Source organism: Arthrobacter sp. SAFR-044 (genome assembly GCF_059414985.1).
On record NZ_JBPFDN010000016.1, the window covers coordinates 46,271 to 68,189 of the forward strand.

12 protein-coding genes, 2 tRNA genes and 1 pseudogene are annotated in these 21,919 nt (G+C 67.3%); 10 read left to right on the top strand and 5 right to left on the bottom strand.

All coding sequences use genetic code 11. The annotated features are described in order from the left end of the window. Nucleotides 1-161: 161 nt before the first annotated feature. Nucleotides 162-767, bottom strand: coding sequence for a PadR family transcriptional regulator (locus ACR65J_RS19115; protein ID WP_440172022.1), 606 nt, complete (start codon nucleotides 765-767; stop codon nucleotides 162-164). 125 nt (nucleotides 768-892) lie between these two features. Continuing rightward, nucleotides 893-1,876 carry an NAD(P)H-quinone oxidoreductase gene (locus tag ACR65J_RS19120; protein ID WP_440172024.1) on the bottom strand — a complete coding sequence of 328 codons (984 nt, stop codon included), beginning with the start codon at nucleotides 1,874-1,876 and terminating at the stop codon, nucleotides 893-895. A gap of 108 nt (nucleotides 1,877-1,984) precedes the next feature. Between ACR65J_RS19120 and ACR65J_RS19125 the strand changes: the two genes are divergently transcribed. Continuing rightward, nucleotides 1,985-2,072: transfer RNA gene (locus tag ACR65J_RS19125), tRNA-Ser, on the top strand. Nucleotides 2,073-2,492: 420 nt separating this feature from the next. After that, a pseudogene (locus ACR65J_RS19130) lies at nucleotides 2,493-7,032 on the top strand (ExeM/NucH family extracellular endonuclease). A 109-nt stretch (nucleotides 7,033-7,141) separates the two neighbouring features. Here ACR65J_RS19130 and ACR65J_RS19135 read toward each other — a convergent pair. Further along, nucleotides 7,142-9,073 carry an FAD/NAD(P)-binding protein gene (locus ACR65J_RS19135; protein WP_440172026.1) on the bottom strand — a complete coding sequence of 644 codons (1,932 nt, stop codon included), beginning with the start codon at nucleotides 9,071-9,073 and terminating at the stop codon, nucleotides 7,142-7,144. Nucleotides 9,074-9,158: 85 nt separating this feature from the next. On the opposite strand from ACR65J_RS19135, the gene ACR65J_RS19140 reads away from it, so the two are divergent. The 4 genes from ACR65J_RS19140 (at nucleotide 9,159) to ACR65J_RS19155 (ending at nucleotide 13,753) form a co-directional block, all read left to right on the top strand. Beyond that, nucleotides 9,159-11,429, top strand: a complete 2,271-nt coding sequence (locus ACR65J_RS19140) for a prolyl oligopeptidase family serine peptidase (protein WP_440172028.1) — start codon at nucleotides 9,159-9,161, stop codon at nucleotides 11,427-11,429. A gap of 5 nt (nucleotides 11,430-11,434) precedes the next feature. After that, complete coding sequence (locus ACR65J_RS19145; RefSeq protein ID WP_440172030.1) at nucleotides 11,435-11,959, top strand: GNAT family N-acetyltransferase; 525 nt, start codon at nucleotides 11,435-11,437, stop codon at nucleotides 11,957-11,959. A gap of 105 nt (nucleotides 11,960-12,064) precedes the next feature. Continuing rightward, nucleotides 12,065-12,153, top strand: a tRNA-Ser gene (locus ACR65J_RS19150). 118 nt (nucleotides 12,154-12,271) lie between these two features. Continuing rightward, nucleotides 12,272-13,753 carry an MFS transporter gene (locus ACR65J_RS19155; protein WP_440172032.1) on the top strand — a complete coding sequence of 494 codons (1,482 nt, stop codon included), beginning with the start codon at nucleotides 12,272-12,274 and terminating at the stop codon, nucleotides 13,751-13,753. On the opposite strand, the gene ACR65J_RS19160 is transcribed toward ACR65J_RS19155, so the two are convergent. Next, nucleotides 13,677-15,881, bottom strand: a complete 2,205-nt coding sequence (locus ACR65J_RS19160) for a RecQ family ATP-dependent DNA helicase (RefSeq protein WP_440172034.1) — start codon at nucleotides 15,879-15,881, stop codon at nucleotides 13,677-13,679. The genes ACR65J_RS19155 and ACR65J_RS19160 overlap by 77 nt on opposite strands. A 151-nt stretch (nucleotides 15,882-16,032) precedes the next feature. Here ACR65J_RS19160 and ACR65J_RS19165 point away from each other — a divergent pair, with 151 nt between their 5' ends. From ACR65J_RS19165 to ACR65J_RS19180, 4 genes are all read left to right on the top strand, one after another. Further along, nucleotides 16,033-17,451: a phosphomannomutase/phosphoglucomutase gene (locus ACR65J_RS19165; RefSeq protein WP_440172036.1), complete on the top strand. Its 1,419-nt coding sequence runs from the start codon at nucleotides 16,033-16,035 to the stop codon at nucleotides 17,449-17,451. A 6-nt stretch (nucleotides 17,452-17,457) separates the two neighbouring features. Continuing rightward, nucleotides 17,458-17,955, top strand: coding sequence for a hypothetical protein (locus ACR65J_RS19170; protein WP_440172038.1), 498 nt, complete (start codon nucleotides 17,458-17,460; stop codon nucleotides 17,953-17,955). 15 nt (nucleotides 17,956-17,970) lie between these two features. Beyond that, nucleotides 17,971-18,420 (top strand): RrF2 family transcriptional regulator, encoded by a 450-nt coding sequence (locus ACR65J_RS19175; protein WP_440172040.1) that lies wholly within the window; start codon nucleotides 17,971-17,973, stop codon nucleotides 18,418-18,420. 140 nt (nucleotides 18,421-18,560) lie between these two features. Beyond that, nucleotides 18,561-19,721, top strand: a complete 1,161-nt coding sequence (locus ACR65J_RS19180; RefSeq protein ID WP_440172042.1) for a globin domain-containing protein — start codon at nucleotides 18,561-18,563, stop codon at nucleotides 19,719-19,721. Nucleotides 19,722-19,918: 197 nt separating this feature from the next. On the opposite strand, the gene ACR65J_RS19185 is transcribed toward ACR65J_RS19180, so the two are convergent. Further along, nucleotides 19,919-21,751 (bottom strand): phosphoenolpyruvate carboxykinase (GTP), encoded by a 1,833-nt coding sequence (locus tag ACR65J_RS19185; protein WP_440172044.1) that lies wholly within the window; start codon nucleotides 21,749-21,751, stop codon nucleotides 19,919-19,921. Between the last annotated feature and the right edge of the window lie 168 nt (nucleotides 21,752-21,919).

Consider the following 21,919-nt stretch of genomic DNA (forward strand, 5'->3'; position numbering starts at 1 on the left):
TTCCTACTGGGCACCCTACCAACGCCCGTCGCCGCTTCAGCGGCCGACGGCGGCGCGGCGCCGGGCCGTGCGGTGAGCGGCAGCGACGCGGCGACGAATGAGGGGGGAACGGATAGTGGACCCGCTGCGGACCCTATACGCTCACCGGCGGCCGTGCCCGCTCACCGGTGGCTGTCCGCGTTGAGCGAGGCGTCTTCCGTGGCCCCGTTGGACGCCTTCCGGGCAGGACCTGTGGCGGAGGCCTGTGCTTGCTGGACCATCCTGGCCTCGCAGAGGTCCAGCCAGCGGACTTCGGCTTCGGTCTGGAAGATCAAGGAGTCGAGCACCAACAGCCAGGCGGTATCCGTGGCCCGCTGGTTCGCGGCCGTGTCGCGCCGGGCCTTGGTGTAGTCCTGCAGGGCCCTGATGGACGCGACGCGCTGGGCCTGGATGATGGCCTGGACATCCACCCCCGGCAGGGTGACGGCGAGCGCGAGCTTGATGGCGAGCTCGTTGCGGGGCGGGTTGTTTCGCTCCACCGGGGCAGCGAACCAGCTCCGCACCTCCGCCTTGCCGGCAGGAGTGATGCTGTACACCACGTGGCCCTCGCCGTCGTCGCCTTCCTTGGCCACCAAATCATCGCGTTCCAGCCGGTCCAGCGTGGTGTAAACCTGCCCGATGTTCAGGGGCCAAGTGGCTCCGGTGCGGTTCTCGAACTCGACCCGCAGCTGGTACCCATAGCGGGGTTGGTCCTGCAGCAGGGCGAGGAGGCTGTGACGAATCGACATATGGCTCCCCCGGGCTTAGTCATTTACCGGTATGCACAGGCCCCCAAGACCCGTGCATACCGCGTATACGAAGCCTAAACCGGAAGCATCCCGAAGCGCAATACCGGGTATGTATGGTGGGGCTCCTACATCACCAGGAGGACCTTGCCGACGTGATCGCCGCTGTCGAAATACCGGTGGGCGTCACCCACCTGGTCAAGGGGGAACGTCTTGGCAACGAGCGGTCGTATCCTGCCGTCAGCCACCAGCGGCCACACGGCGTCCCGGACGGCGGTCATGATGGCACCTTTTTCCGCCACCGGCCTGGGCCGCAGGGCGGTGGCCACCACGGCCGCCCGCTTCTTTAGCAGCAGCCCCAGGTCCAGTTCACCCTTGGTTCCGCCCTGCAGGCCGATCACCACCAGGCGCCCGTAGTCGGCCAGGGCGTCCACGTTCTGGGGGAGGTACTTGGCCCCCACCACGTCGAGGATGACGTCCGCCCCCTTGCCGCCATTCTGCCGCCGAAGGCTCTCCGGAAAGTCTTCCTCTTTGTAATTGATGGCGATATCCGCCCCGAGGAAGGCTTTGGCGGTGCTGACCTTTTCCTCAGTCCCGGCCGTGGTGGCAACTTTGGCGCCGAACGCCTTGGCCAATTGGATGGCCATGGTGCCGATCCCGCCGGTGGCGCCGTGAATGAGGACCGTTTCGCCCGGCTGCAGCTGCGCCGTCATGATGAGGTTGGAGTAGACCGTTGCGGCCACCTCCGGCAGCGACGCGGCGGTGACCAGGTCAACGCCGTCGGGGACGCGCAGCACCTGCTCAGCCGGGACCGCCACCTGCTGGGCATAGCCGCCGCCTGCGAGCAGGGCCACTACCTTGTCCCCCAACGAGAACGGCTTGCTCACGCCGGGCCCGAAGCCGGCAATCCGGCCTGACACTTCCAGTCCCGGAACCTCGGAGGCGCCGGGCGGCGGCGGGTAGAACCCCCGGCGCTGCTGGACATCGGCCCGGTTCAGCCCCGCAGCCACCACATCGATCAGCACTTCGCCCTGGCCGGGCACCGGGGCGTCCACGTCCCGCACTTCCAGCACTTCCGGGCCGCCCGGTTCCGATATATAGACGGCTTTCATGGACCTCTCCCGTTCCTGACTTAAATCCTGACTGCATCCAGTGTGCACCGGGCGCTTCCCCGGGCCTGTTTTGTTGCAGGCAAGTGCCTATGAAACACTACTAGCTGAGGAAGGTTGTCCGAGCGGCCGAAGGAGCTGGTCTTGAAAACCAGTGTGCGGTAACCCCGTACCAAGAGTTCGAATCTCTTACCTTCCGCAAGGGAACCCCTGGCAGCCGGCACCGGCCGCCAGGGGTTTTTTGTTTTAACGCCCCCACGCCCTGCCGTGTTGCGCGGACGTAAATTCTTTGGAGTAACCCCTCGCCAAACCCTGGCCCCAAAGCTACCCGCGGGTAATGTTTGTGACTGCCGGCACATTTGCGTTTTAGCCGGCAGCATCACTCCCGCCAACAGCACTTCCGGCCCGGGCTAGGGAAGCCTGGGCCGCAGTGCGGGCCGCTCCGCTGGGGAACGTCCCGCCGAATGCACGCTCCAGCAACTTTGCGTTCATTCAGTGCTGTTGTCATATGCCTGACACCCACTTGACCAGGAGCAGGATCCGGGCTGGGTCCGGATCCTGCTCCTGGCGCACTCCACCGGGCCACCCACCCGGGACACCTCGATGAAAGTAAGAGCGGATGCATCTGAATAAATGGAAGTCGACGCTGGGCACAGCGTTGTCCGCGGGGCTCATCGCAGCTCCGCTGGCAGCTGTGCCCGCGGTAGCGGACAGCACAGCCGCGGAGGTCTCAACCGCGGCAGGCACCTCCCCCGTTGTAATCAACGAGGCCTACCTGAGCGGCGGCAGCAGCGGCGCCGCCTACAAGAACAAATTCGTGGAGCTGTACAACACTTCGGATGCCCCGGTATCCCTGGACGGCTGGTCCGTTCAGTACCGCTCAGCCACCGGCACGGGTGCGCCCTCCGGCGTCGCGCCGCTGTCCGGTTCCATCCCGGCCAAGGGCTACTACCTGGTGCAGGGCAGCAGCAACGGAACCAATGGCGCCGACCTCCCCAAGCCTGACCTTGCCACCACCCTGAACCCGAGCGGCACAACGGGAACCATCGTGCTCGCCAAGCAGCCCACCGCCGTCGCGCTTTCCACCGGTTCCGTAGTGGAAACCGCCGGCGTGGCGGACCTCCTGGGTTACGGCACGTCCAACACCTTTGAAACCCAGGCTGCCGCGGCACCTGCCGGAAACACCGATGTGAAGAGCCTCAACCGGGCCGCCGGGACGGACAGCAACAACAACGCCGCAGACTTCACGCTCCTTGGCGCCATCACGCCAACCCCGTCAGGCGGCACAGCTCCGGCTCCCGACCCCACACCATCGCCGGATCCCGTTGCCCGGACCATCGCGGAGATCCAGGGCACCGGGACGGCAAGCCCGCTGGCCGGAGCCACCGTCACCACCAAGGGCAAAGTCACCGCAGCCTTCCCCACGGGTGGACTCAACGGCTACTACCTCCAGACCGCGGGCTCCGGCGGCGACCTGACGGCCACCAACCACGCCGCATCCGACGGCCTCTTCGTCTACTCCCCCGCCACCGTTGCTTCGGTGCAGGCCGGCGACTACGTGCAGGTCACCGGCACCGTGGCCGAGTACTACGGCATGACACAACTCAACGTCACGGCGGCGGAGGGCCTCACCAAGCCCACCGAGGCCGCCCCCGAGGTCAAGCCCACCATCTTCACCCTCCCCGCCACGGAAACCTTCCGCGAATCGCTGGAAGGCATGCTGCTGGCACCCCAGGGCCCCATGACGGTGAGCGACAACTACAGCCTGAACCAGTTTGGGGAGATTGGCCTTGCCGGCGGGACCACTCCCCTGGTCCAGCCCACCGCTGTGGCACCGTTCGGCTCCGCCGAATACACCGCCGCCGTGGCTGACAACGCTGCCCGCGGCATCAAGCTCGACGACGGGTCCAGCACCAACTTCCTGAAGGACGCCGCCACCAAGGCCGAGATCCTGCCGTACCTCACCACAACGGACCACGTCCGCGTCGGCTCGCCCGCTACGTTCACCACCAACGTGGTGCTCGGCTATGCCAACAACTCCTGGAAGCTGCAGCCGCTGACCCACCTGACCGACGCCAACAAGGCCACGGTGCAGCCGGCCAGTTTCGGCGCCACCCGCACGGAGGCTCCGTCCGGCACCCGTGGGCGGCAACGTCAAGATCGCCTCCTTCAACGTCCTGAACTACTTCCCCACCACCGGGGACACCCTGTCGGGCTGCACGTTCTACGAGGACCGGGACGGCAACCCGATCACGGTCCGCGGCGGCTGTGACGCCCGCGGGGCTGCCAACGCCGAGAACTTCCAGCGCCAGCAGGACAAGATCGTCTCCGCCATCACCAGGTCCGGCGCCGACGTCGTGACCCTGATGGAAGTCGAGAACTCCGCGCAGTTCGGCAAGAACCGGGACGCTGCCCTGGCCAGGCTGGTGGAAGCCCTCAACATCCCCAGCCCTGGTATCTGGGACTACGTCCGCTCCCCCGCCAACGCTCCGCCGCTGGCTGACGAGGACATGATCCGCACCGCGTTCATTTTCAAGAAGGCCGTGGCCGAACCCGTAGGTGAATCCGTCATCCACAACGACACCGTTGCCTTTGCGAGCGCCCGCAAGCCGTTGGCCCAGGTCTTCAAGCCTGTGGGCGGCGGAGCCGGCACGGAATTCATCGCCATCGCCAACCACTTCAAGTCCAAGGGCTCGGCTGCTACCCCGGACGACACCGACAAGGGCCAGGGCGCCTCGAACCTTGCCCGCACTGCGCAGGCGCAGTCCCTGCTTGCCTTCTCCGACGAACTGCAGAAGTCCAAGGGCACCGACAAGGTGTTCCTGGCCGGCGACTTCAACTCCTACGGCAAAGAAGACCCGATCAACGTCCTGACCGCCGCGGGCTATGTCAACCAGGACGACAAGGCCCGCAACGCCGACGGCTCAGCCAAGCACTCCTACCTGTTCGGCGGCCTGGTGGGGTCCCTGGACCACATTCTTGCCTCTCCGGCAGCCAATGCCGTGGTCACCGGGGCCGACATCTGGAACATCAACTCCGTGGAATCCGTGGCGCTGGAATACAGCCGCTACAACAGCAACATCACCAACTACTACGCCCCGGACCAGTTCCGTGCCAGCGACCACGACCCCGTGGTGGTCGGCCTGGACCTGGCGTCCACACCTGCGACCGTTGACCTCAACCTCCTGAACATCAACGACTTCCACGGCAGGATCGACACCAACACGGTCCAGTTCGCCGGCACCATCGAGAAGTTGCGGGCCGCGGCCGCCCCCGGCGCCACCGCGTTCCTGTCCGCCGGTGACAACATCGGCGCTTCCCTGTTCGCCTCGGCAGTTGCCAAGGACCAGCCCACCATCGATGTACTCAATGCACTGGAACTGAAGGCGTCTGCCGTGGGCAACCACGAGTTCGACGGCGGCTGGGCGGACCTGCGGGACCGCGTCGTCGCGGGTGGCACCAACGCCAAGTTCCCCTACCTGGGTGCGAACGTCTACAGGAAGGGCACCACCGAACCGGTGCTGCCCGAGTACACGGTGCTGGACCTGAACGGCGTCAAGGTCGCCGTGATCGGCACCGTCACCCAGGAGGTCCCGTCCCTGGTGACACCGGCCGGCATCGCCGACCTCGACTTTGGGGACCCGGTGGACGCCATCAACCGGGTGGCCGCAAAGATCACGGCGGACAAGCTGGCCGACGTGATCATCGTGGAAGATCACGACGGCGCCGGCTCAGGTGTGGTGGAAGGCGCCACACTGGAGCAGGAAGTGGCAGCCGGCGGCCCGTTCGCGAAGCTGGTCACCGAAACGTCTCCCGAGGTGGATGCGATCTTCACCGGCCACACGCACAAGGAATACGCCTGGGAGGCACCCGTTCCCGGCGCAGCGGGCAAGACCCGTCCCATCGTGCAGACCGGAAACTACGGCGAGAATGTGGGCCAGATCCAGCTGACCGTGGACAGCGCCAGCAAGGAGGTGACGGCGTACAAGGCCGGTAACGTCAAACGCACCACGGACGCCGCCGCTGGCCTGGTCGCCGCGTACCCGCGCGTGGCCGCCGTCGATGCCATCGTCAAGAAGGCCCTGGCGGACGCGGCCGTGGTTGGCAACCAGCCCATCGGATCGGTCACCAAGGACATCACCACGGCCTTCACCACCGATGCCACCGGCACCCCAAAGCGCGATGACCGCGGCAGCGAATCCACCCTGGGCAACCTGGTGGCCGACTCCCTGCTCTCTTCCCTGCAGCCGGCTGAGCTCGGCGGCGCGGAAATCGGCGTCGTCAATCCCGGCGGCCTGCGCAACGAGCTGTACTACGCTCCGGACGGCACCATCACCTACGCCGAGGCCAATGCGGTGCTGCCGTTTGTGAACAACCTGTGGACCACGTCCCTGACCGGTGCGCAGTTCAAGACCCTGCTGGAGCAGCAGTGGCAGACCAACCCGGACGGCACGGTTCCCAGCCGCGCGTACCTGCAGCTGGGCCTGTCGAAGAACGTGAACTACACCTACGACGGCACCCGGGCCGCCGGGGACCGCATCACCTCGGTTCGGGTGAACGGTGAACTGCTGGACCCGGCCAGGTCCTACCGGGTAGGCACGTTCAGCTTCCTGGCAACCGGCGGCGACAACTTCCGGATCTTCACGGAGGGTACCAACACCCGGGATTCCGGACTGGTGGACCGGGACGCGTGGATCGGCTACCTCCAGAAGAGCGGCCCTGTGTCTCCGGACTTCGCACGGCGTTCGGTGGCGGTCACCAACACCACGCCAGACGGGGTGAAGCCCGGCGAAGCAATCACGCTGGCCGTCTCCAAACTTGACCTGACCTCCCTCGGCAGCCCGGTGAACACGGCCTTGGAGGCTTCGTTCACCGACGCCGCGGGCAAGGTCACCCCGCTGGGCACAGTACCGGTGGCCGCCGGTACAGCCTCGGTGAACCTGGCCGTCCCGGCCGGGGCGGCGGAGGGTACGGCAACCCTGGTGCTCACCGCCGTCGAGTCCGGCACCGTGGTGAAGGTGGCCGTACTGGTGGGGGCCGTTACGCCGGCGCAGCCGATCTGTGTTCCGCCGGTCAAGCCCACCCGTCCCGCTGACGTCAGGGGCCAGGCGAACTACGGCCAGGCCATGGCCGCCTACCGCGCCTGCCTGCGCGGCTAATCAACGGCACGCGGTGGCACTGCCACCCTGGCGCCGCATCAGCAACGCCCGTTCGCCAAAGGTGAGCGGGCGTTGCTGTTCTACCTGTCAAAGGTGAGCGGGCGTCTGGTCAGCGCTGCAGGATCGCGGCCGCGATCTCGTCCGCGTCGCGGAGGGTGCGCTGGCCGCTGCGGTACGCGGGCCCGCCGGGTTGGACAGCCTCGGCGGCGATGGCGGTACCCCACTGGGCCGACGACAACTGCAGCCCCAGCGCGAAGAGGCCCTCGGTCACCGACCCGTTGGCAGCAACCGGGCGGTACGGGTGCGGTTCCACGTCCAGGCCGGTGGACTCGACCGGGGCACCTTCGGCGGTCATCATGAGCTTGGGCCGCACCAGCCCATCGGACAGCAGCTGCTCCAATACCGGTGAATCGTTGGCCGAGACCCGGTTGCCGGGGGCCAGCGCCTCCACCATGGTCCGCGCAGTGGCCGGCGGGCCCGCCACCCACGGCGAGGAAGCCGTGAACAGCGCGGACTTGCGGTCCACCCGGAATTTAGGGTCCGGCCCCACAAAGCTGACCACCCCGGCCCTTGCCAGGGCCGCGAGCTGCTCGGACCGCAGCGCCGGGGGTCCGCTGGCCAGGCCTTCCACGAACGACTCAAACCAGCCACGCAGGCCGGCGACCCATGACTCGTCGGTGATGCCGCCGTCGGCCACTGCCGTCTTCAGGACGGCGCGCCCGTGGTGCAGTGCGCCGATGGCCATCTTGACCGGGTCGTCCTCGCCCAGTGCCGAGCGGCGCGCATCATCAAGCAGGAACTCCACGACGGCGGCATCATGCACCCTGCGGGACTCAAAGGAACGCCCTGCCAGTGGAGCCGCGAGCCCTGGCAGGTCCAGGCGGTGCCGGGGCCCTACGTGGACGGCCAGGACGCTCTCGACGCTGTCCTCCCAGTTCGCGGCGCTGTGCGCGTGCGGCCGCAGGGCCTCCTCCAGCGCTGCGAGGAACGCGGGCGCATCGGGCACCGCGCCGGGCTGCGAGCGCACCAGTGTTGTGTAGTAGGCCCACAGGGCGTCGCGGTGCAGCAGCGGCCACAGGTCGTGGTCGAAGGAAGGGCGGATCCCGGCCTTCGCCAGCCGTTCGATGGCGGCCTCGGTGAGGTAGCGGAGCGTGATGGAGGAAGCGTAGTAGCCGTCCAGTGCAGCCTTTGCCCGGTACGGGGTTCCGCGCCGGGAGGCTGCGATGATCAGGGGTTCCTGGCCGGAGGCTTCGTACTCCAGGCCTTTGCCGTTGGACACGAACTTGCCGCCGCGGCCTTCGGTGAGCTGGCCCATGGTGTCGAAGAAGTTCAGGCCCATGCCGCGGACCAGGACCGGCTCGCCGGCAGGGATCCGGGACCAGTCCACGTCCGCCGGGATGGCGGGGGGAAAGTACTGCAGGTCCAGTTGTCCGGCGGCGGCCTGCAGCTCCCGCTGTTCAGGATTCAGCCGGGAGGGGATGTGCCCCAGGGCCAGCACCACGGACCTGGCGCGGATGGTCGCCCCGGTGGCCAGGCCGACGTCGAACATTCCGTCCCCCACGGGACGCACCGACAGTGCGGACGTTTCGTGGAATTCGATCGTGACGCCGTCGGGGGCCGTGCCCAGCAATTCCTCCAGTGTGCAGCGCAGGTAGCGGCCGTAGAGGGCGCGGCTGGGAAAATCATTCGATCCCAGTACCGCCAGCTCCGCCCGTTCCCCGGCTGTGAGGGCCGGCAGCGGGTCCCGCTGCTGCCTGGCCCGCCACTGGTCAAACGTGGTGCCGGCAATCGGCGGGGGAAGGGACGGATCCTCGGGAACCAGGGTGGGGTAGAAAGACTGGGTGTTCATGAGTAACAGCCGGGACTGACCCGGTTGCCACACGTGGCCGGGGCCTGCCGGGTAGGGGTCCACGACGTCGATGTGCAGCCGTGCATTCTGGTTGCCGGGGACGGCAGTGTGGGCGAGCAGCCGCTCCAGCACGCTGGTGCCACGGGGGCCGGCACCGATGATGACAGCCCGGTTGCTCTGCGATAATTCCACGCCATACAGCGTACGGGCTGGAAGCGGAGTGCGCGCCCGGCCGCTTGACTTGCCAGCCATGGGGGATGTTGTTTGGATGGGGCGCATGACCACCACAGCAGCTGATCAAGCGTCCGTTCCCGGTCCCGGCCGGGACACCTCCGGCACCAATGCCCGGGAAACAGCGCCGGAACCCGTCGACGAGAATGTGTGGCTGGAGGACATCTACGGCGAGGAACAGCTGGCCTGGGTCAAGGAGCAGAACTCCCGCACCGAGGACCTGCTGGGAGACGACGGCTACGCGGAGCTGGAGGCCGGCATCCTGGAAGTCCTGGACTCCACTGACCGGATCGCCATGGTGGGCAAGCGCGGCGACTGGTACTACAACTTCTGGCGCGACCAGCAGAACCCTAAGGGCCTGTGGCGCCGGACCACCTGGGAAAGCTACTGCACGGACTCCCCGGAATGGGACGTCCTGCTGGATGTCGACGAGCTGTCCCGCACCGAAGGCGAGGAGTGGGTGTTCCACGGCGCCACGTTCCTGCGCCCCGCATCCGGCGAGCCCTACCGCCTCGCGCTGCTTGCCCTCTCCCCCGACGGCGGTGACGCCAACCGCTACCGCGAGTTCGACGTCGAGGCGCGCGGCTTTGTTGATCCGGCGCGCGGCGGCTTTGACCTCCCCACCGCCAAAGGCAACGTGTCCTGGCTGGATGCCGAGACCCTGCTGGTTGCCTCCACCGCGGACGGGCTGCCCAAGACCGCGTCCTCCTACGCGCGGACGGCAGTGACGCTCAAGCGCGGAGAGTCCCTGGCTGCGGCGCCACGCCTGTTCGAGGTGGCGGAAGACCACATGATGGCGGTGGCAGCGCACGACTCCACGCCCGGCTTTGAGCGGACCTTCGCCGTGGACTACATCGATTTCTTCAACCGCACCAACTTTGTGCTGCGGGACGGATCCTGGGTACAGATCGACGTTCCCACCGACGTCAACGTCAGCGCCCACCGGGAATGGGTGCTCTTCCGTCCGCAGCAGGACTGGGTCCTGGACGGCACCACGTATCCTTCCGGGTCCCTGCTTGCCGCCAACTTCGAGGACTACCTCGCCGGCAGCCGCGACCTCACGGTCCTGTTCACCCCCGATGCGCACACCTCCCTGCAGTCCTGGAGCTGGACCCGGGATTTCCTCGTGCTCAACCTCCTCAAGGACGTCTCCTCCGAGATCCGGGTGCTGGACCCGTCCCGGCCTTCCGGCGCGGATGGCGGTTGGGCGGCTAGCGTCCTGGACGCCTGCCCGCCGCTGCATGATGTGAACGCCTACGCCGTGGATGACGAGGATGAGGGGCCGGCCGACGGCGGCGCGGGCGATGATTTCTGGCTCATCGCCACGGGCTTCACCACCCCCACCACGCTGATGCGCGGAACGCTGGAACGCGGCACGTTTGAGCCAAGCACCGGGGAGGACGGCAGTGCCGGGACGTCCGGCGTGGTGAGCCGGCACGCGGTGGTCAAGACCTCGCCGTCGTTCTTTGCCGACCGTGACTATGAAGTGGAGCAGCACTTCGCCGTGTCCGACGACGGCACCCGGGTCCCGTACTTCCAGGTGGCGCCGCGCGGGCTGGCTTTGGACGGGCAGAACCCCACCCAGCTGTCCGGCTATGGCGGGTTCGAGGTGTCGCGGACGCCCGCCTACAGCGGCACCGTGGGCCGGGCCTGGCTGGAGCGGCGGACCACGCTCTCGGACGGCAGCGACGGGAAGGCCCCCCACTCACGCGGCGGGGTGTACGTGGTGGCGAACATCCGGGGCGGCGGCGAATACGGCCCGGCCTGGCATCGGGCCGCGTTGAAGGAAAACCGGCACCGCGCCTACGAGGACTTCGCAGCAGTGGCGCGGGACCTCATCTCCCGCGGTGTCACCTCGCCGCGGCGGCTGGGCTGCGTAGGCGGCTCCAATGGCGGACTCCTGGTGGGAAACATGCTCACCCGCTACCCGGAACTGTTCCGGGCCGTCTCCTGCGGGGTTCCGCTGCTGGACATGCGCCGCTACACCAGGCTCTCCGCCGGGCACTCGTGGATTGCCGAGTACGGAGACCCTGATGTTCCCGAACAGTGGGAGTACATCAGGACCTTCTCGCCGTACCACCTGCTCAAGGACGCCGTGGAGTACCCGGAGACCTTCATCTGGACTGCGACCTCCGACGACCGGGTAGGCCCTGTACAGGCGCGGAAGATGGCCGCCCGGATGCTGGCCATGGGCATCCCGAACGTGTGGTTCCACGAGGCCCTGGAGGGTGGCCACGCCGGCGCCTCCGACAACCGGCAGGCCGCTGCGCTGCAGGCCCGCAGCCAGCACTTCCTCTGGAAAGCGCTGGCGGGCTGACCTCCATGGCACCCGGGCTGGCGGTACGGCGGGCCGTTGCCGCGGACGTGGAGCGGCTGGCCCAGGTGCACGTCCGGTGCTGGCAGGAGACCTACCGGGGCATGCTGTCCGATGCCTTCCTCGCCGCCGTGGACCCGGCAGACCGGCTGCGGCTCTGGCAGCACCTTCTGGACCGGGCCGAACCTGCCGAGGCGTGGGTGGCGTGCGACGGCGGGACGGTGGTGGGGTTTGCCGGTTCGCGCCGGCTGCCTGCCCCCGGCTCCCCGGAAGGGCATCCGCCGCCTGCCTCCGGAGACCTGGAGTTGTGGGGGCTGTACCTGCTGGCCTCGCACCAGGGTCTTGGCGTGGGCGCCCTTTTGCTGGACGCGGCCATCGGCTCCAGGGCGGCGAGCCTCTGGGTGGCAGCCGCCAACAGCCGGGCCATCGGTTTCTACCGCCATTTCGGCTTTGCACCGGACGGCGCAGCGGACGTCCTGCCGGAGTGGGAGGACCTCCCGGAGATCCGAATGGTCCGCCCGGCGCAGGGCTGACCCCGCAGCACCCGCACGCGTTTACCGGGGCGGAGCTTGTGATGGGCACCGTTTTGCACTGCATGGCCGGATCTGCGTATCCTTGGTGGGCTAGTAATAGCAACTGGAGACGTGCCAGAGCGGCCGAATGGACTTCACTGCTAATGAAGGGTCGGGGTTAAACTCGACCGGGGGTTCAAATCCCCCCGTCTCCGCGTTTGGCCCCGGTCCCCTGGACCGGGGCCTTTTGCGTTTCCGGGGCATTCTGGAACGCGCTGTCCGGCCACTGGACGCGGAGGGCGGGGGCCGCTGCCGCGGTGGCAGGATTAGCCCATGGCGGCACGCAGCAACCCACACCACCCGGACGGCGTTCATACGGCCTGGAATCCGCGCCTGGCGCTCCTGGTGGCGGCAGCGTTCTTCATGGAATTCCTGGACGGCACGGTCCTGACCACGGCCATCCCCAGCATTTCAGCGGATTTCGCCATCCCCGCGGCCGACGTCAACATCACCATGACTGCCTACCTGCTGACAGTGGCCATCGGCATTCCCCTCAGCGGCTGGCTGGCGGAACGGTTTGGTGCCAGGCGGATCTTTGGCACGGCCATCGCGGTATTCACCCTCTCGTCCCTGGCCTGCGCCCTCAGCCAGGACCTGGTGACGCTGACCCTGAGCCGCATTGCCCAGGGTGCCGGTGGCGCCATGATGGTGCCGGTGGGAACCCTGGTGGTGCTGCGGGGCACCCCGAAGGCCGAGCTGCTGCGCGCCACCGCATTCCTGGTGTGGCCCGGGCTCCTGGCACCGGTCCTCGCCCCACTCGTGGGTGGGGCGCTCACCACGTATCTCTCGTGGCACTGGATCTTCCTGGTGAACCTTCCACTCGGCGTTGCCGCGTTCGTGGCCTCACTGCGGCTGGTTCCGGCGGTAGCCGGGGATCCCGACCGACGGCTGGACTGGCCCGGAATGGCCCTGACCACGGTGGGGGTGGGTGCGCTGGTGGCCGGCCTGGAGCTCGCCAGCAGCCATCCGGAACTGCCCTGGGCCGGAATCAGCGCCCTGGCCGGGGTAGCAGCACTCACCGGCGCCGTCCTCTGGATGCGCCGGGCTCCCCATCCCCTGTTCAACCTGCAGGTCTTCCGCACCAGGACGTTCCGGGCCATGGCCACGGGCGGGTTCATCTACCGGGTCACCATCAGCTCGGTCCCGTTCCTGCTGCCGCTGATGTTCCAGGAAGGATTTGGCTGGTCGCCGCTCCAGGCCGGGGCCCTGGTGGCAGCGGTGTTCATCGGCAACATCGGGATTAAACCCGCTACCACCCCGCTGATCCGGAAATTCGGCTTCAAGGCAATGCTGGTGTTTGCCTCGCTGGCCTCAGCCGTTACCTTTGCCCTCTGCGCCCTGATGACGCCGGAAACGCCCGTGGCTTTGATGGCCGCGCTGCTGGTGTGCAGCGGCGCCTTCCGCTCCATCGGCTTTTCGGCCTACGCCTCGGTCCAGTACGCAGACATTCCCCCCGCCCAGCTCACGTCGGCCAACACTGTTTCCGCAACGCTGGTGCAGCTTGGCACGGGTTCCGGCATCGCCATAGCCGCCCTGCTGATCCGAAGCTTCGACGGCCTGGGATCCGCGGCCCAGGATCCGGCCGGCCCTTTCCGCGGCGCATTCCTGGTAATGGCCGTCCTGATGCTGGCCAGCACCGCGGACAGCATCCTGCTCCCGCGGCATGCCGGGGCAGCTGTCAGCCGGCCTGGGCCAGCACCAGGGGCAGCACCGCTCCCGCCCCGGCCTGCCGAAGGGCGCGCCCCGCAACGGTGAGGGTCCACCGGCTGTCCGTGAGGTCGTCGATCAGCATCACCGGCTGTCCGTGGATGGACTGCAGGGCGGCTTGGAGCTCAGGGCCCACCACCAGCCGGTCCCATACCCCCGCCAGCCGGTAGGCGCTGTTGCCGCCGCGCCCGCCGGTGGGACCGCCGTGCGCCAGTTGCAGCTCGCCGAGGTAGGGAATGCGCCCGATCTCGGAGATGCCCCTTGCCAACGAGCCGACGAGCTGCGGCTTGCTGCGGGACGGCACCCCCACAATGGCGGCCGGCCTGCCCGCCGCGCTCCATCCCGGGTTGCGGCCATCGCCGGTCCCCCATTCGCGCAGTACCTGCACGCAGGCCTGGAGCATGCCCGGATCCACCTGCCGGTCCTCCGCGCCCGCTGCGAACAGTTCCCGCAGGGCACCGCCCCAGCCGAGGTCCGTCAGGCGGGCCAGGACGCGCCCCTCCGAGAGGCCCTCACCGGGTTTGAGCTTCCCCTTCACCGGAACCCCAAGCCGGTCCATGCCGCTGGGCCACTGAAGACGCGGTTCCAGGACGCCACCTGCCCTGCTGAGGGTCTGGCTGGCCGCCGCTGTGGCGTCTGCGGCCACATCCGCAGGGAACCACTGGCCGGCGCAGTTGTCGCACCGGCCGCACGGCCGGGCCGTCTCGTCGTCCAGGACCGAGGTGATGTATTCCATCCGGCAACCGGCCGTGTCCTGGTAGATCACCATGGAATCCTGCTCGTCCACCCGCGCCTCCGCAATGCGGCTGTAGCGCTCGGCGTCGTAAACCCACGGCTGGCCCGTGGAGCGCCAGCCGCCGCCGACCCGCTCCACCGCTCCGTCCACTGACAGGACCTTCAGCAGCAGCTCCAGCGGCGTGCGGCGGAGGTCCACCCTGGCTTCCAGCGCCACGGTTGACAGTGCGGTTCCTGCCTCGGCCAACGCCGTCAGCACGGCGGCCGCCTTCTCCTCGGACGGCATCGACGCCGTGGCGAAGTACTGCCAGATCTCCCGGTCCTCGGAGCCGGGCAGCAGCAGTACGTCGGCATTCGCCGCGCCACGGCCGGCGCGGCCCACCTGCTGGTAGTACGCCACCGGCGACGACGGCGCGCCCAAGTGGACGACGAAGCCAAGATCGGGCTTGTCGAAACCCATTCCGAGCGCAGAGGTGGCCACAAGCGCCTTGACCTGGTTGTCCTTCAGGAGCTGTTCTGCCCGCTCCCGGTCCGCCGGATCCGTCCGCCCCGTATAGGCCAGCACGTTGTGTCCCGCCTCGGACAGGAGCCGGGCGGTGTCCTCCGCCGCGGAAACGGTCAAGGTATAGATGATGCCGCTGCCCGGAAGATCTGCCAGGTGGGTGAGCAGCCACCCCAGCCGCTCTTTGGAATTGGGCAGCGCAAGGACGCCCAGCCGCAGTGAATCGCGGCCCAGGGAACCGCGGATGGTCAGGACCCCCGCGCCGAGCTGCTCCTCGATATCATGCACCACCCGTGAGTTGGCGGTGGCCGTGGTGGCCAGGACCGGGACCGAATCAGGGAGGCGGGTGATGAGGTCCGCGATCCGGCGGTAATCGGGGCGGAAGTCGTGGCCCCAGTCGGAAATGCAGTGGGCCTCGTCGATGACCAGCAGCCCCGTCCGGCGGAGCAGCTCCGGCAGCTGGGTTTCCCGGAATGCAGGATTTGTCAGCCGTTCGGGGGAAACCAGCAGGACGTCCACCTCATCCGCGGCCAGCTGCCCACGGACCGTGTCCCACTCCAGTTGGTTGGCCGAGTTGATGGCCACGGCGCGGACCCCGGCCCGGGCGGCGGCCGCCACCTGGTCCCGCATCAGGGCAAGCAGGGGCGAGACGATCAGCGTGGGCCCGGCGCCCCGGCGGCGCAGCAGCAGGGAGGCCACGAAGTACACCGCGGACTTGCCCCAGCCGGTGCGCTGGACCACCAGGGCCCGCCGCCCGCCGTCGACCAGTGCCTCGATGGCTTCAAACTGCCCGTCGTGGAAGACCGCATCGGGGTGGCCCACCAGCCCGCGAAGGACCTCAAGCGCCTCGGCGTGCGTGGCGGTCCCCGGCCCGTCCGGACCTGCCGTATCTGCAACTGCGGTAGCGGAAACTGTGGAAGCGTACTGGTTATTGGCCATTGATTCAGTATCCCAGCACCCTCCGACACCCGGCGCAGCCTCACGCCGCTATGTGGAAACAGGCCAGGCAGTCGCCGCAAAGCCTCGGCTGTTACGCAAGTTATCCCCAAGTCCCCTTCGCCACATGCGCCGCACACGTAAGATAAAGCCCGTGACTAGCGAACAGACAACGACATTTGATCTCTCGGCATCCTTCAAGGCCTACGACGTCCGTGGGATCGTCGGCGAGTCGATCACCGCCGAAATCGTCGAAGCCGTGGGGGCCGCGTTCGTGGATGTCCTGCAGCTTGAGGGCCAGACCATCGTCGTGGGCGGGGACATGCGCCCCTCCTCCCCTGAGTTCACCAAGGCCTTCGCCCACGGAGCCGCAACACGGGGCGCCAACGTGGAGCTGCTGGACCTGATCTCCACGGACGAGCTGTACTTCGCCTGCGGGTTCCTCAACCGCGCCGGGGCAACCTTCACCGCCAGCCACAACCCGGCCGAGTACAACGGCATCAAGATGGCCAAGGCAGGCGCCGTGCCCATCTCCTCCGAAACCGGCCTCAAGGACATCCAGGCCCTCGCGGAGCAGTACCTGAACTCGGGCTCCATCCCCGCTGCCGGCGCCAAGGGCCTCATCAGCGTCCGCGACGTCCTCAAGGACTACTCCGAGTACCTGCGCAAGCTCGTTGACCTTTCCGCGTCCCGCCCGCTGAAGGTAGTGGTGGACGCCGGCAACGGGATGGCCGGCCTGACCACCCCCGCCGTCCTGGGCGACGCATTGCTGCCCAAACTGCCGTTCGATATCGTTCCCCTGTACTTCGAGCTGGACGGCTCGTTCCCCAACCACCCGGCCAACCCGCTGGAGCCGGAAAACCTCCGCGACCTGCAGGCAGCAGTCATCGAACACGGCGCGGACATCGGCCTCGCCTTCGACGGCGACGCCGACCGCTGCTTCGTGATCGACGAAAAGGGCGAGCCCGTGTCGCCGTCGGCCATTACCGCCATGGTGGCCCGCCGGGAAATTGCCCGTGCCAAGGCCCAGGGCGAGGAAACGCCCAGAATCATCCACAACCTGCTCACCTCACGCGCAGTCGCCGAACTTGTGGAGCACGACGGCGGACGCGCGGTCCGCACACGGGTGGGCCACTCCTTCATCAAGGCAGTCATGGCCAAGGAAGGCGCCGTGTTCGGCGGCGAGCATTCCGCCCACTTCTACTTCCGCGACTTCTGGAACGCTGACACGGGCATGCTGGCCGCCATGCACGTCCTGGCAGCGCTGGGCGAGCAGCACGGCCCGCTCTCCGAGCTGGCACGCGAATACGAGCCCTACGTCAGCTCCGGTGAGATCAACTCCGAGGTGGAGGACAAGCCGGCAGCGGTGGAGCGCGTACGCCAGGCATTCGCGGACGAGGACCTCACCATCGACAACATGGACGGCAGCACGTTCACGGCCAACGACGGCAGCTACTGGTTCAACCTGCGCCCGTCCAACACCGAACCGTTCCTGCGGCTCAATGCCGAGGCCACGGACCGGGCCACCATGGAACGCGTCCGCGACCGCGTCCTGTCGCTGGTGCGGGCCTAGCACCGGATGACTGACCATACCGGGCAGGCAGCGGACGGACACAGCGGCCAGGAGGGCTGGCGTGATTCCGTCCCGGAAGCCACGGCAACGGACCTGGAGAACCTCCTGGGCACGGGCGTCAGCGCGGCCCAGGAGCAGCTCCAGCGCAACGGCGGCTTCCTGCCCTTCGCGCTGACCGTCCAGAACGACGGCGAAGTCCGGCTGGTTGCCGTCTCCCCCGCAGATGCCGGAGAGGGCAGCGACGGAGACTTCGACGCCGACGCCATGATCCGCGACCTGCAGGCCCTCCTCCGCCAGAACCGCGACGATTTCCGCGCCGCCGCGGTGGTCTGCGACATCCTGCTGGTAGAGGAGGATTCGGATGCCATCCATGTTGCCGCCGAGCACCGCGACGGTTCCCTTTTCGCGGCGGTGCTGCCCTACGCCGCCAACGCAACCACCCAGACCTGGGAATTCGGCGAGCTGGGGGCGGACGCCAGCGAGCCCGCGATCTGGGTGGACTAGACCGGACTTGCAGCCATGAAGATCAATGCCTTCGCTGACGTCAGCCTCCGCGCCCTCATGGTGCTCGCTGCCGTTCCGGACGGAACGCTGCTCACCACCCAAAACATCGCGGACTCGGTGGGGACGCCCTACAACCACGTCAGCAAGGCCATGGCCAAGCTGCGGAGCATGGGCCTGATCGAGGTCGTCCGCGGCCGTTCCGGCGGTTCACGCCTCAGCCATGCCGGACGCATCGCCACCGTCGGCCAGATCCTGCGGCAACTGGATACCCGCACTGATCCGGCCGACTGCGTGGCCCCGGGCGGAAACTGCCCGCTGATCAGCGAGTGCAAGCTCCGCGGCGCCCTGGCCCGCGCCCGGGAGGCCTTCTACGCCGAACTGGACACCGTGGTCATTGCGGACCTTCCGCAGGCCCGGCAAATGGCTCCAGTCTTCCAGATGATCGGCCTCCGGCCGGGGCTTTAGGCCCCGTTTATCCGGGTGCCAGCTCCCGGTTTGATTTCAAACTTCTACAAGGTGTAGAACTGAGGCAGAAATACTCGCATTTCAAATATGAGTTTTCATCCGGCCGGACGAAGGCCCCGGCCATAACCTCAGGAGTACAGATGCTCTCGGACAAGTCCCGCCCCGTCATTGAGGCCACCCTGCCGCTGGTCGGCTCCCGGATCGGATCCATCACCCCCAACTTCTACGCCCGCCTTTTCGCGGCGCACCCAGAACTGATGGATGGCTTGTTCAGCCGCTCCAACCAGCGCTCCGGAAACCAGCAGCAGGCCCTCGCCGGCAGCATCGCCGCCTTCGCCACCCACCTGGTGAACAACCCCGGAACCCTGCCGGAAACCGTCCTTTCCCGCATCGCCCACCGGCACGCTTCCCTGGGCATCACCGAACCGCAGTACCAGGTGGTCTACGAGCACCTCTTCGCGGCCATCGCCGAGGACCTGGCCGAGGTCATCACCCCCGAGATCGCGGAAGCCTGGACTGAGGTGTACTGGCTGATGGCGGACGCCCTGATCAAGCTCGAGAAGGGCCTCTACGCGGTCCATGCCAATGACAAGATGTGGATGCCGTGGCGTGTGGAGGCCAAGACCCCCGCAGGCACCGGGTCCATGACCTTCACCCTGGAGCCTGCGGATGACACCCCCGTCACCCCGGCCCTTCCCGGCCAGTACATCAGCGTGAAGGTGGCGGTTGCGGACGGCCTGCGCCAGGTCCGCCAGTACTCCCTTTCCGGTGACGCGGGCACCAGCCGCACCTTCACCACCAAGCTGGACGACGGCGGCGAGGTCTCCCCCGTCCTGCACAACACTGTCCAGGTGGGCGACGTCGTCGAAATCTCCAACCCGTACGGCGAGATCACGCTCAAGGAGGGCGACGGCCCGGTGGTCCTCGCCTCGGCAGGCATCGGCTGCACTCCCACCGCTTCCATCCTGCGTTCCCTGGCCGAAGCCGGCTCCGACCGCCAGGTCCTGGTCCTGCACGCCGAAAGCACCCTGGACAGCTGGGCCTTGCGCAGCCAGATGACGGGCGACGTCGAACGCCTCGACGGTGCCGAACTGCAGCTCTGGCTGGAGAAGCCGGTGGACGGCGCCAAGGAAGGATTCATGTCCCTGCGCGAAGTGGACCTTCCGGCCGATGCCTCCCTGTACCTCTGCGGCCCGCTGCCGTTCATGAAGAACATCCGCAACGAGGCCATCAACGCCGGAATCCCGGCCACCCGCATCCACTACGAGGTCTTCGGCCCGGACATCTGGCTCGCCAACTGAAATCCATTGCTCCCCACCGGCCCCCTGGCCTCGCAAGCTCGGCCAGGGAACCCGGCCGGCGTGGGCCCACGCACTTGTCGTTTAGAAGGTTGAAAACGACAAGTACGGAGCAATCGATGGAGGGAAAACGACGACGGCCCCGCACCTTTTCGAAAAAGGGTGCGGGGCCGTCGTTCGTATGGGAGGTCCGTCGAGCGCTAGTGCCCGGCCATCCGTTCCTTCAAGGAACCGAGCTCGGCGCGCAGGGCGTCCGGCAGCGAGTCACCGAACCTGGCGTACCACTCCTCGATGGAGGCGAGCTCCGCGTCCCATTCCTCGCGGTCGACGCGGACGGCGTCTTCAACGTGGGCGTGGGTCAAGTCCAGGCCGGTGAGATCCAGCGAGTGCCCGGCGGGAACGTAGCCGATGGCGGTCTCAACGGCGTCGGCCTTGCCTTCAATGCGTTCGATGGCCCATTTGAGCACACGGGCATTATCGCCGAAGCCGGGCCAGGCGAAGTCGCCGTCAGCCGTGCGGCGGAACCAGTTCACCAGGAAGATGTGGGGCAGGCGTTCCGGGTTGGCCTTGCCGGAAACGCTGATCCAGTGCTTCAGGTAGTCGCCGGCATCGTAGCCGATGAACGGCAGCATGGCCATGGGATCGCGGCGGAGCACGCCGACCTGGCCGGCGGCCGCGGCCGTGGTCTCGGAGGAAAGGGTGGAGCCCATGAAGATGCCGTTGGTCCAGCTGCGGGCCTGGGTTACCAGCGGAACGGTGGTCTTGCGGCGTCCGCCGAAGAGGATGGCCGAAAGTTCCACGCCCTCCGGGCTGTAGTACTCCTCGGCGAGCATGTCGATCTGCGCGATCGGCGTGCAGAAGCGGGAGTTTGGGTGGGCGGCGGGCTTGTCCGAGTCCGGGGTCCAGGAATTGCCCTGCCAGTCGGTCAGGTGCGCCGGAACCTCATCCGTCATTCCCTCCCACCAGACGCCGCCGTCGTCGGTCAGGGCCACGTTGGTGAAGATGCTGTGGCCCTTGGCGATGGCGCGCATGGCGTTGGGGTTGGTACCCCAGCCGGTACCGGGGGCAACGCCGAAGAGGCCTGCTTCCGGGTTGGTGGCGCGGAGTTCGCCTTCCTTGCCGATCCGCATCCAGGTGATGTCATCGCCCAGCGTCTCCACTTCCCATCCTTCAATGGTGGGATCGAGCAGGGCGAGGTTGGTCTTGCCGCAGGCGGAGGGGAAGGCGGCGGAGACGTAGTAGGTCTTCCGCTCGGGGGAGGTCAGCTTGAGGATGAGCATGTGCTCGGCCAGCCAGCCTTCGTCGCGTGCCATGACCGAGGCGATGCGCAGGGCGTAGCACTTCTTTCCAAGCAGGGCGTTTCCGCCGTAGCCGGAGCCGAAGGACCAGATGGAGCGCTCCTCGGGGAAGTGGACAATCCACTTGTCCGGGTTGCAGGGCCATGCCACGTCTTCTTGGCCGGGCGCCAGGGGGGCACCCAGCGAGTGCAGGGCCGGAACGAAGAAGGCGTTGGTCGCGGTGATCTTGTCCAGCACTGCGGTGCCGATATTGGCCATGATGCGCATGGAGGCAACAACATAGGCGCTGTCAGTGATCTCCACGCCAAACTTGGGGTCCTCGGCGTCGAGGTGGCCCATGACGAACGGGATGACGTACATGGTGCGGCCGCGCATGGAGCCGGCGAACAGGCCGCGCAGCTTGTCCTTCATCTCCCGCGGGTCCATCCAGTTGTTGGTGAAGCCGGCGTCGCGCTTGTTTTCGGAGCAGATGAAGGTCTGCTCCTCGACGCGGGCAACGTCGGCCGGGTCCGAGAACGCCGCGAAGGAATTGGGGAACAGGTCCTGGTTGAGCCTGGTCAGGGTGCCGGCAGCGACAAGCTCGTCCGTGAGGCGGGTGTTTTCCTCTTCGGAGCCGTCAACCCAGTAGATGCGGTCCGGCTGCGTAAGCTCAGCAACCTCTTCGACCCATGCCAGCAGGCCGGCATGTGTGGTGGGTGCTTTCTCAAGCAGCGGCTTCTGCGCCAGATCGCCCATTGCAGTTCCCTTCCTCGGGTTCATCGGTGTGTCCTAAATGCTATGGTCCGGACCAGTTCAGTTTTTGGGCAGCTTGACTGACATATCCGGTCACCAAAACTGAATTCCGCGGAAAATCAAGGAATTATTGCTCCAAAGACGCCCATTAAGTGACGAAGGTCACCTATA